This is a genomic window from Modestobacter sp. KNN46-3, assembly GCF_011039295.1.
The window spans coordinates 1-10,614 of sequence record NZ_JAAKGN010000159.1 but is presented as its reverse complement, the minus strand read 5'-3'; the positions used below and the strand labels follow the sequence as shown (position 1 = coordinate 10,614).

At 73.5% G+C, this 10,614-nt stretch carries 9 protein-coding genes; 4 read left to right on the top strand and 5 right to left on the bottom strand.

Annotation, left to right across the window (positions count from 1 at the left end; genetic code table 11):
- The 3 genes from G5C62_RS22495 to G5C62_RS22485 form a co-directional block, all read left to right on the top strand.
- Nucleotides 1–553 (top strand): DUF6807 family protein (locus tag G5C62_RS22495; RefSeq protein ID WP_206330799.1); only part of this gene is annotated, 553 nt, incomplete at its 5' end.
- On the top strand, nucleotides 550–1,299 hold the full coding sequence (locus G5C62_RS22490) for a cupin domain-containing protein (RefSeq protein ID WP_206330798.1): 750 nt from the start codon (nucleotides 550–552) through the stop codon (nucleotides 1,297–1,299). The genes G5C62_RS22495 and G5C62_RS22490, both read left to right, overlap by 4 nt.
- Nucleotides 1,300–1,507: 208 nt before the next feature.
- Nucleotides 1,508–2,725, top strand: coding sequence for a 3-deoxy-7-phosphoheptulonate synthase (locus G5C62_RS22485; protein ID WP_164702757.1), 1,218 nt, complete (start codon nucleotides 1,508–1,510; stop codon nucleotides 2,723–2,725).
- A 12-nt stretch (nucleotides 2,726–2,737) separates the two neighbouring features.
- Here the strand turns inward: G5C62_RS22485 and G5C62_RS22480 are convergent, their stop codons facing one another.
- Nucleotides 2,738–3,016 carry a hypothetical protein gene (locus tag G5C62_RS22480; RefSeq protein ID WP_164702756.1) on the bottom strand — a complete coding sequence of 93 codons (279 nt, stop codon included), beginning with the start codon at nucleotides 3,014–3,016 and terminating at the stop codon, nucleotides 2,738–2,740.
- A 353-nt stretch (nucleotides 3,017–3,369) separates the two neighbouring features.
- On the opposite strand from G5C62_RS22480, the gene G5C62_RS22475 reads away from it, so the two are divergent.
- Nucleotides 3,370–5,739, top strand: coding sequence for an excinuclease ABC subunit UvrA (locus G5C62_RS22475; RefSeq protein ID WP_164702755.1), 2,370 nt, complete (start codon nucleotides 3,370–3,372; stop codon nucleotides 5,737–5,739).
- A 13-nt stretch (nucleotides 5,740–5,752) separates the two neighbouring features.
- Here G5C62_RS22475 and G5C62_RS22470 read toward each other — a convergent pair whose 3' ends face one another.
- Genes G5C62_RS22470 through G5C62_RS22455 form a run of 4 tightly spaced genes read right to left on the bottom strand, consistent with a single transcriptional unit; the run spans nucleotide 5,753 to nucleotide 10,410 of the window.
- Nucleotides 5,753–6,445: an IclR family transcriptional regulator gene (locus G5C62_RS22470; protein WP_164702754.1), complete on the bottom strand. Its 693-nt coding sequence runs from the start codon at nucleotides 6,443–6,445 to the stop codon at nucleotides 5,753–5,755.
- A gap of 55 nt (nucleotides 6,446–6,500) precedes the next feature.
- Nucleotides 6,501–7,949: an aldehyde dehydrogenase family protein gene (locus G5C62_RS22465; RefSeq protein WP_164702753.1), complete on the bottom strand. Its 1,449-nt coding sequence runs from the start codon at nucleotides 7,947–7,949 to the stop codon at nucleotides 6,501–6,503.
- A gap of 47 nt (nucleotides 7,950–7,996) precedes the next feature.
- On the bottom strand, nucleotides 7,997–9,193 hold the full coding sequence (gene fahA, locus G5C62_RS22460; protein WP_164702752.1) for a fumarylacetoacetase: 1,197 nt from the start codon (nucleotides 9,191–9,193) through the stop codon (nucleotides 7,997–7,999).
- A gap of 11 nt (nucleotides 9,194–9,204) precedes the next feature.
- A complete protein-coding gene (locus G5C62_RS22455) occupies nucleotides 9,205–10,410 on the bottom strand; it encodes a homogentisate 1,2-dioxygenase (protein WP_036338459.1) in 1,206 nt (401 codons plus the stop codon).
- Between the last annotated feature and the right edge of the window lie 204 nt (nucleotides 10,411–10,614).

The window sequence follows — 10,614 nt, the reverse complement described above, 5'->3', positions numbered from 1 at the left end:
CCAGGAGCTCACCTGGGTCACCGCGGCCGGCGAGGACTGGGTGAGCGAGCGGCGGGAGCTGCGCTGGCACGGCCTGGACGTCGAGCGGGGCACCTGGACGCTGGACTTCGCCACCGAGCTGCGCAACGTCCGGGGCGCGGACCTGCACGTCGGCAGCCCGACCACCCACGGCCGCCCGGACGCCGGCTACACCGGGCTCTTCTGGCGCGGACCGCGCGGGTTCACCGGGGGCGAGGTGGTCACCGCCGACCCGGACGCCCCGGCCGAACCGATGGGGACGACGTCCCCGTGGCTGGCCTACACCGGGCAGCACGACGAGGTCGACGGCGGCGCGACGCTGCTGTTCTCCGCCGGCACCAGCTCCGCGCCGGTGCCGCTGCGCTGGTTCGTCCGGCGCGAGCCGTTCCCGGCGGTCAACCCGTCGCCGGCGTTCAGCGAGGAGGTGACGATCGCCCCCGACGAGACGCTGACGTTGCGGCACCGGGTGGTGTTCGCCGACCGGGCGTGGAGCCGCGCCGAGGTGACGGCGTTCGCGGCGGAGCACACGCTGTGAGCGGCGCCGGGGGCACGGTGCCGCCGCTGCCCGGGGCGGTCGGGCTGAGCGGCCTGTCGGTCTACCCGTGGGACACCGCGGACGGGCTGCACGGTGGCTCCCCGCACCTGCACCTGTGCTGCTCGGAGGCCTACGTCGTGGTCGCCGGCCGCGGCCGGCTGCAGACGCTCACCCTCGCCGGCGGTGCCGCGGAGCTGCCGCTGACCGCCGGGGACGTCGTCTGGTTCACCCCGGGCACGATCCACCGGGCGGTGAACGACGAGGACCTGCAGGTGGTCGTGGTCATGGAGAACAGCGGGCTGCCCGAGGCCGGGGACGCCGTCCTCACCCTGCCGGCCGAACACCTGCGGGACCCCGACGCCTACGCCGCGGCCACCTCCCTCGTCGGCCCGGACGGGCAGCCGTCGCCGGAGCGGGCGCGGGCCCGTCGTGACCTGGCCGTGGCCGGTTTCCTGGAGCTGCGCGAGCGCACCGCGGCCGGGGACGCCGGTGCGCTCACCGCCTTCCACGAGGCCGCCGCAGCGCTGGTGCGGCCCCGCGTGCCGGACTGGCGGGAACGGTGGACGGCCGGTGCCCTGGCCGCGGCCCACCGCACCGGGGAGCGGCTCGACGCGCTGACAGAGGGCGAGGCACCGCACCTGCGCGCCGCCGGGGTGCACCGGCTGTCCCGGCAGGCCGAGCCGGTGCTCGGCATGTGCGGCTTCCTCTCGCCCTACCTGCCCGAGCAGGCGTCCCCGGCCGGGTGACGACGGAGCCCCCGACCTGCCGCTCCCGGGCTACCGGCCGGGGTGACCGGCCCCGGCGCGGCTCGGTGGGCGTCGGCGTGTCGCCCCGCGGCACCCCGGGACGACACGCCGACTCCCGGCTCCGGGATGCTGTCCCGGTCAGCCCCGCGGGAGCGGGCGCGGCCCCGGTCGGGGCGCTGGCGAGTCGCGAACGACGGAGGAGACCCCCATGCCGGCTGACCAGTTGCTGGACGAGGCGACGCGGATCGCCGATGCGCTGCTCGAGGTCCAGACCCGGGTGAACGCCCAGATCGACGCCGCACTGACCGAGCTGCTGCCCGGCGTGCAGCAGCGACTGGGTGCCGCGCCGGCACCGGACGTCGACGTCAGCGACCTGGGGAACGCCCGGATCACCGGCCTGAGCGTCGTCGTCACCCCGGCTGCGGTGGCGACCGTCGTCCCGCTGTCGGCGGAGTCGGCCGCCACCACCCGGGACGCGCGTCGGGTCACGGCCGCCATCGTCGGGGGCGCCGACGACCGGCTGGCCGTCATCGCCGGTCCCTGCTCGATCCACGACCCGGCCGCCGCCCTGGAGTACGCCGCCTTCCTCGCCCGGATGCGCGCGCGGCACGGCGCCGACCTGGAGATCCTGATGCGGACCTACACCGAGAAGCCGCGGACCGAGGTGGACTGGAAGGGGTTCGCCTACGACCCGTTCCTCGACGGCTCCAGCCGGATCAGCGTCGGCCTCGTCGCCACACGGATGCTGATGGGCGCGATCACCGCGCTGGGTGTCCCGGTGGCAGCCGAGCCGCTGAACGCGCTCACCCCGCAGTACGTCGACGGGCTGGTCACCTACAACGGCGTCGGGGCCCGCAACGTGACCGACCAGACCGCCCGGGAGCGGGTGTCCGGCTTCTCCTCCGTCGTCGGCTTCAAGAACTCCCCGGAGGGCAGCATCGACGTGGCGATCCAGGCCGTGCTGACCGCGCGGGCGCCGCACCAGTTCCTCGGCGTCGACCACCACGGCGTGAGCGCCCAGCTGTCCACGAGCGGCAACGACACCGGGCACGTCATCCTGCGCGGCGCCAAGGACGGCCCCAACTACTCGGCCGCGCACATCGCCGCCACCAAGCGCGCGCTGGCCGCCCGTGGTCTGCCGGAGGTCCTCGTCGTCGACGCCTCGCACGGCAACAGCCAGAAGGACCACCGCCGTCAGGCCGAGGTCGTGCGCGACCTGGCCGGGCAGGTCGCCGGCGGCGAGCAGGCGATCCGCGGGGTGATGATCGAGAGCAACCTCGTGGCCGGACGGCAGGACCTGGACCAGCGGCACCCCGAGCGGCTGGAGCACGGCAAGAGCGTCACCGACGCCTGCGTCGACCTCAGCACCACCGAGGAGCTGCTGGCGGAGCTGGCCGAGGCCTCCCGGACGCGGCGCGCGGCCTGACCGGCCCCGCCGTCAGGCCGTCGAGGCGAGCCGCCCGGCCAGCGTGACGTCGACGGTCAGCACGCAGGGGAGCCGGTGCAGCCGGGCGGCCACCAGGTCCACCTCATCGGGGGTGGCGATCAGGTCGACGCTGATCGTCCAGCGGTCGGTGCCGGCCTCCTCGGCCGACAGGCGGGTGAAGGCGTGGTGGCGCCCGGTCAGCACGGTGAGGACGCGCTGCAGGCCGAGTGCGTCGGTGACGACGACGCGCACCTTGGCCGCGTCGTGGGCGGAGCTGTGGCGGGGGGACATGGGGAGCCTCCGGGCCGGGTGGCCCTGGTCAGCGGGGGAGCGACCTCGATGGACGTGCCCACGGACCCGCCGGTGCGAGGGTCAGTCGCCGACGGGCCCGCACGGAATCCGCTGCCCAGCCACAGCCGCACGGTAGCCCCGGTGGTCGCCGCGGGACAAGGGGGCCCGACCGGTCAGGAACGGAGAAGCGCAGGCGGCCGTCACGTTCCTAGCGTGATGGCCCGGGAGACACCGCCGGCCGGGCGCGAGCTCCCCACTGCACGCCGATCTGCGGCACGCTGACCCCGCCGCCGCACCAGGACGCCGCACCAGGACGCCGCATCCGCGCCACCGGACCCGCCCCGAGGAGACACGTGAGCACCGCACCGGAGCACGCTGCCGACACCCACGACCTGATCCGGGTGCTCGGCGCGCGGGTGAACAACCTCAAGGACGTCAGCGTCGAGATCCCGAAGCGCCGGCTGACGGTGTTCACCGGCGTCTCCGGCTCGGGCAAGAGCTCGCTGGTGTTCGACACGATCGCAGCGGAGTCCCAGCGGCTGATCAACGAGACCTACAGCGCCTTCGTGCAGGGATTCATGCCGACGCTGGCCCGGCCGGAGGTCGACCTGCTGGAGGGGCTGACGACGGCGATCCTGGTCGACCAGGAGCGGATGGGCGCCAACCCCCGCTCCACCGTCGGTACGGCCACCGACGCCAACGCGATGCTGCGGATCCTCTTCAGCCGGCTCGGCACGCCGTACATCGGGCCGCCCACGGCGTTCTCCTTCAACGTCCCGACCCGCAAGGCGAGCGGGGTGATGAGCACGGAGAAGTCCGGCGGACGCGTCGAGAAGGCCGTGGTGAAGGACGCCGTCTACCTGGGCGGCATGTGCCCGCGCTGCGAGGGCATGGGCTCGGTCTCCGACTTCGACCTCACGGCGCTGTACGACGAGGGCAAGTCGCTGGCCGAGGGCGCGCTGACCGTCCCCGGCTACAGCATGGACGGCTGGTACGGCCGGATCTTCGCGGGCGCCGGCTTCGACATGGACAAGCCGATCGGGGAGTTCACCAAGAAGGAGCTGCACGACCTCCTGTACAAGGAGCCCACCAAGATCAAGGTCGAGGGCATCAACCTCACCTACGAGGGCGTCATCCCGAAGATCCAGAAGTCGATGCTCGCCAAGGACGTCGACGCGATGCAGCCGCACATCCGCGCCTTCGTCGAGCGCGTGATCACCTTCCAGACCTGCCCGGAGTGCGACGGGACGCGGCTGACCCCGGAGGCCCGGTCCTCGATGATCGAGGGCAGGAACATCGCCGACCTCTGCGCGATGCAGATCAGCGACCTCGCCGCCTGGGTCCGCGAACTCGACGACGCATCGGTCGCCCCGCTCCTCACCGGGCTGCGGCACCTCCTCGACTCGTTCACCGAGATCGGGCTGGGCTACCTCTCCCTGGACCGGCCGGCGGGGACGCTGTCCGGCGGTGAGGCGCAGCGCACCAAGATGATCCGCCACCTGGGGTCCGCGCTCACCGACGTCACCTACGTCTTCGACGAGCCGACCATCGGCCTGCACCCGCACGACATCGAGCGGATGAACGACCTGCTCCTGCAGCTCCGCGACAAGGGCAACACCGTGCTCGTCGTCGAGCACAAGCCCGAGACGATCGCGATCGCCGACCACGTCGTCGACCTCGGTCCGGGCGCCGGGACCGGCGGCGGGGAGGTCGTGTTCGAGGGCACCGTCGACGGGCTGCGGACCAGCGGCACGCTGACCGGCCGGCACCTCGACCAGCGCGTCGCGCTGAAGTCCGCGGTGCGCACCTCCACCGGTGCCCTCGAGGTGCGCGGCGCGGACACCCACAACCTCAGGGGCGTCGACGTCGACATCCCGCTCGGCGTGCTGGTGGTGCTCACCGGGGTGGCCGGGTCGGGGAAGAGCTCCCTGGTGCACGGCTCCGTCGCGGACCGGGACGGCGTGGTGGTCGTCGACCAGGGCGCCATCCGCGGCTCCCGGCGGAGCAACCCCGCGACCTACACCGGGCTGCTCGACCCCATCCGCAAGGCCTTCGCCAAGGCCAACGGGGTGAAGCCGGCGCTCTTCAGCTCCAACTCCGAGGGCGCCTGCCCGACCTGCAACGGCGCCGGCGTCATCTACACCGAGCTCGGCGTCATGGCGACCGTGGAGTCCCCCTGCGAGGAGTGCGAGGGGAAGCGGTTCCAGGCCTCGGTGCTGGAGCACACGCTCGGCGGCCGCGACATCGCCGAGGTGCTCGCCATGTCGGTGACGGAGGCCGAGCAGTTCTTCGGCGACGGCGAGGCGCGCACCCCAGCCGCCCACACGATCCTGGACCGGCTGGCCGACGTCGGGCTCGGCTACCTCACGCTCGGCCAGCCGCTCACCACGCTGTCCGGCGGCGAGCGGCAGCGGCTCAAGCTGGCCACCCGGATGGCAGAGAAGGGGGGCGTCTACGTCCTCGACGAGCCGACCACCGGCCTGCACCTCGCCGACGTGGAGAACCTGCTCGGGCTGCTCGACCGGCTCGTCGACTGCGGCAAGTCGGTCATCGTCATCGAGCACCACCAGGCGGTGATGGCGCACGCCGACTGGATCATCGACCTCGGCCCCGGCGCCGGGCACGACGGCGGCCGGATCGTCTTCGAGGGCACTCCCGCCGACCTCGTCGCCGGCCGCGCCACCGTCACCGGGGAGCACCTCGCGGCCTACGTCGGCGGCTGACCGGGGCCGGCGCTCAGCGCAGGACGGCGGCGACCTTCCCGGCGGCGGCGACGACCGCCTGGCCGACCTGCTCGACGTCGCTGTTCTCGTCCACGAAGACGACGGCGAGTGCGGCCCGGGCCCCGCCGTCCGGGCCGAGGACCGGTGCGGCGATCGACCGGATGCCGGGGATCACCTCACCGTGCGAGCTGGCCCAGCCGGTCCGGCGGGCCTGCTGGAGGGCCGCACGGTCGTCGTCCGCCGGCGGCTCGGGCATGAGCAGGGCCAGGCCCGGGGCACCGCGGCCGACCGGGTGCCGGGTGCCCGGCCGGTAGGTGATGTGCGCCCGGGTGTCCTGCGGTTCGACGCTGGTCACCGTCACCGCCTCGTCGCCGGCCCGCACCACCAGGAACGCGGTCATGCCCAATTCGGTGGACAGCGAGTTGAGCCGGGGGAGCGCCGCGGCGTTCAGGTCCGTGCGCACCCCGCGGGCCAGCGCGGCCACCCCCAGGCCGAGCCCGTAGTGGCCCAGCGGGTCCCGTTCGACGAGCTGGTGGTCCTCCAGGGTGCGCAGCAGCCGGTAGGTGATCGACCGGTGCAGGTCCAGGGCACGGCCGATCTCGGTCACCGGCTGCGGGGCCCCCGCGCTGGCCAGGTGCTCGAGGATCCGGATGCCGCGGTCCAGCGTCTGCGACTGCGGAGCACCCCCGCTGTCGTTCGCTGGCATCGCCGTCCCCCTGTGGTCGTGGTGGTCCACCCTAGGCCGCGGGCACCGGTGCGGCTCAGCCGTTGATCACCTGGGGCACCGCGACGGCCTTCAGGCCCTCGGCGCCGAACTCGAGCCCGTAGCCGGACTTCTTGTGCCCGCCGAAGGGGATCATCGGGTGCACCCCGCCGTGGGCGTTGATCCAGACGGTGCCGGCCTCGAGGCGGGCGGCGACGGCGCGGGCGGCGTCCCGGTCGCTGCTCCAGACCGAGGCGCCCAGGCCGACGTCGAGCCGGTTGGCCATGGCGACGGCCTGGTCGAGGTCGTCGTAGCGGATGATCGGCAGGGCCGGCCCGAACTGCTCCTCGACCACCAGCGGGTTCTGGTCCTCGATGTCGGCGACCAGCGTCGTCGGGTAGAAGTGGCCCGGGGCGTCGGGGTCGGGGTCACCGCCGGTCAGGATCGTGGCGCCGGACTCACGGGCGGCGTCGACCAGTCGCGCGACGATCTCGTACTGGGCGCGGTTCTGCAGCGGACCGAGGACGTTCTGCTCGTCCAGGCCGCGGCCCATCGGCATCGCCTTCGCGACCTCGGTGAGCGCGGCGCAGACCTCGTCATAGACGTCGGTGTGCACGTACAGCCGCTTCAGCGCGGCGCAGGTCTGGCCGGTGTTGATGAAGGCGCCCCAGAACAGGCCCTCGGCGATCGCCTTCGGGTCGACGTCGGGGAGGACGATCCCCGCGTCGTTGCCGCCGAGCTCCAGGGTCAGCCGCTTCACCGTGTCCGCCGAGCTCTTGATGATCGCCTGGCCGGTGCGGGTGGAGCCGGTGAACATCACCTTGTCCACTCCCGCGTGGCCGGACAGCCGGGCGCCGACGTCGCCTTCGCCGGCGACGCCGATGAGGACGTCGGCCGGCAGGACGCCGTTGAGCACCTCCAGCAGCGCGAGCACGCTCAGCGGGGTGTGCTCCGACGGCTTGACCACCACGGTGTTGCCCATCCGCAGGGCGGGGGCGACCTGCCAGATCGTGATCATCATCGGCCAGTTCCACGGCCCGATGGCGCCGACGACGCCGACCGGGCGGTAGTGCAGCTCGGCGTGGATGTCCCCGTCGTCGACGACGGTCTCCACGGGCAGCTCGGTGGCGGCGGTGGCGCGCAGCCACGCGGAGCAGGCGCCGACCTCGAAGCGGGCGTTGGGGCCGTTGAGGGGCTTGCCCTGCTCGCGGGAGAGCAGCTCGGCCAGCGGCTCGGCGGCCGCGTCGATGGCGTCGGCGGCGCGCAGCAGGAGGTCGATGCGCTCGGAGTCCGCGCGTGCCGCCCAGGCCCGCTGGGCGGCACGCGCGGTCGCGACGGCGCGGTCGACGTCCTCGGCGGACCCGAAGGCGACCCGCCCCACGACCTCGCCGGTGGCCGGGTCGAGCACCTCCCGGCCGTCGGGGTCGGAGACGGCGGCGAGCAGGCGCTCGTACGTCGGGGTGGCCGCGTCGGTGTCGACGGGCGTGGCAACGGTGGGAGTGGTCATCGTCGGCCTCTCGTGGTGGGGGCGGTGCGGGGGACGGACAGGGTCGGTCAGCGGGCCGGTCCGACCCGGCCGGTGACCTCGCCGAAGGCGATGCGGGTGCCGTCGGGGCCGGGGGCGCTGGCGGTGATGACCACCTCGTCGCCGTCCTCGAGGAAGGTGCGGGTGGAGCCGTCGGCGAGGGTGATCGGCTCCTTGCCGCCCCAGGACAGCTCGATGAACGAGCCGCGCTGGTCGGCGCGGGGGCCGGATACCGTGCCGGAGGCGAACAGGTCGCCGGTGCGCAGCGACGCCCCGTTGACGGTCAGGTGGGCCAGCTGCTGCGCCGGGGTCCAGTACATGAGCTCGAACGGCGGCCGGCTCAGCACCTCGCCGTTGAGCCGCACCTCCAGGCTGATGTCCAGCCCCCAGGGCTCGGCGTCGTCGCGCAGGTAGGGCAGCGGCTGCGGGTCGCGGGCCGGCGGGGCGACCCGGGCCGCCTCGAGGGCAGCCAGCGGCACGACCCAGGGGGAGACCGAGGTGAGGAAGGACTTGCCGAGGAACGGACCCAGCGGCACGTACTCCCAGGCCTGCAGGTCGCGGGAGGACCAGTCGTTGACCAGGCACACCCCGAACACGTGGTCGGCGAACCGGCCGACCGGCACGGCGGTGCCGAGCTCCGAGCCGACGCCGACGACGAACCCGACCTCGGCCTCGATGTCCAGCCGCTGGGAGGGCCCGAAGGTCGGTGCGTCGTCGGTGGGGGCCTTGCGCTGACCGCAGGGCCGGACGACGGGGGTGCCGGAGACGGCCACGGTCCCGGCCCGGCCGTGGTAGCCGATGGGCAGGTGCTTCCAGTTCGGCGTCAGCGCCGCGGAGTCGGGGCGGAACATCTTCCCGAGGTTCTCCGCGTGGTGCTGGGAGCTGTAGAAGTCGACGTAGTCGGCGACCTCGATCGGCAGGTGCATCGTCACCTCGGCCCGCGGCACCAGGTGCGGCTCCACCTCGGCGCGGTGCGAGGAGTCGGTGAACCAGTCGACGAGCTGGGCGCGCAGCGCCGCCCACGCCTCCGGCCCCCGCGCCAGCCAGGCGTTGAGGGTGCCGGTGGCGTGTACGTCGTCACCGGTGGCCGCGGCGAGGTCCAGCACCTGGTCACCGATCGCGATCCCGGTGCGGGGGGCGGTGCCCGCGGTGGAGAAGACGCCGTGGGGCAGGTTGGCCAGCCCGTAGCCGGTGTCGGCGGGCAGCTCCAGCCAGCTGCCCGTCACGCCTGTTGCGGTCATGCTGAGGGCCCGCGGCCGGACCAGGACCAGGCGTACTTGCCGTCGTCGGAGGCGACGCCGGCCTCACCGAGGTCCAGCGGCCGGAAGGTGTCGACCATGACGGCGGTCTCGTCGAAGTACTCGGCGCCGAGCGAGCGCTCCACCGCGCCCGGCTGCGGGCCGTGGCTGTGCCCGCCGGGGTGCACGGAGATCGAGCCCTTGCCGATCCCGGAGCCCTTCCGGGCCTCGTAGTCGCCGTCGACGTAGAACATGATCTCGTCGGAGTCGACGTTCGAGTGGTAGTAGGGCACCGGCACCGCGAGCGGGTGGTAGTCGACCTTGCGGGGCACGAAGTTGCAGATCACGAAGTTGTTGCCCTCGAACACCTGGTGCACCGGCGGCGGCTGGTGCACCCGGCCGGTGATCGGCTCGTAGTCGGCGATGTTGAAGGCGTACGGGTAGAGGCAGCCGTCCCAGCCCACGACGTCGAAGGGGTGCTCCGGGGTGACGTGCACCGTGCCGGCCAGCCCACCCGGGCCGTTGCCGCGGTGCTTGACGTACACCTCGACGTCGGTGCCCTCGCCCAGCAGCGGCTCGGTGGGGCCGCGGAGGTCTCGCTCGCAGAACGGGGCGTGCTCCAGGAACTGCCCGTACCGGGACAGGTAGCGCTTGGGCGGGGCGATGTGCGAGTTCGCCTCGATGGCGTAGGTCCGCAGCGGCTCCGTCCCGGTCGGGACCCACCGGTGCGTCGTCGTCCGCGGGATGATCACGTAGTCGCCCTGACCGACCTCCAGCGCGCCGAAGGAGGTCTCCAGCGTCGCCGACCCGCGCTCCACGTAGACGCACTCGTCGCCGGTGGCGTTGCGGTAGTACGGGCTGGTCAGCGAGGAGACGGCGTAGGAGATCCGCACGTCGGCGTTGCCCAGCACCAGCCGGCGCCCGGTTACCGCGTCGGTGGCCTTGTGCTCCTCGCCGGGGAACAGGTCGTGCAGCTTCAGGTGCCGGGGCACCAGCGGGGCGTTGGGGGTCAGCGTCTGGTCGGGCAGCTCCCACGGGCGGGCGTCGACCAGCGCCGACGGGATGCCGGAGTGGTAGAGCAGCGCGGAGTCGGAGGAGAAGCCCTCCTCGCCGATCAGCTCCTCGGAGTACAGGCCGCCGTCGGGGCGACGGTGCTGGGTGTGCCGCTTGGGCGGGACGCTGCCCACCTGCCGGTAGAACGCCATCGGGGCTCTCCTTCGGGGCTGGTCCCCACCATAATGGCCATTTTGGTGGGAGGGGGTGGGTCGTCAGACGGGAGCAGGAACGGCACGCCGCGGCCGTGGAAAACCTCGACGTCACCGGGGCCACGATGCGCTTCCTGGTGCCGGGCACGCCGGCGGAGGCCGCGCACCGGCTGGAGGTGCTGGAACGCGCCACCACCGATCCCG

Excerpts from the sequence above, each read along its gene's own strand:
- G5C62_RS22455 (WP_036338459.1), bottom strand. The coding sequence starts at position 10,410 with ATGGCGTTCTACCGGCAGGTGGGCAGCGTCCCGCCCAAGCGGCACACC.
- G5C62_RS22480 (WP_164702756.1), bottom strand. The coding sequence starts at position 3,016 with ATGTCCCCCCGCCACAGCTCCGCCCACGACGCGGCCAAGGTGCGCGTC.
- G5C62_RS22470 (WP_164702754.1), bottom strand. The coding sequence starts at position 6,445 with ATGCCAGCGAACGACAGCGGGGGTGCTCCGCAGTCGCAGACGCTGGAC.
- G5C62_RS22465 (WP_164702753.1), bottom strand. The coding sequence starts at position 7,949 with ATGACCACTCCCACCGTTGCCACGCCCGTCGACACCGACGCGGCCACC.
- G5C62_RS22485 (WP_164702757.1), top strand. The coding sequence starts at position 1,508 with ATGCCGGCTGACCAGTTGCTGGACGAGGCGACGCGGATCGCCGATGCG.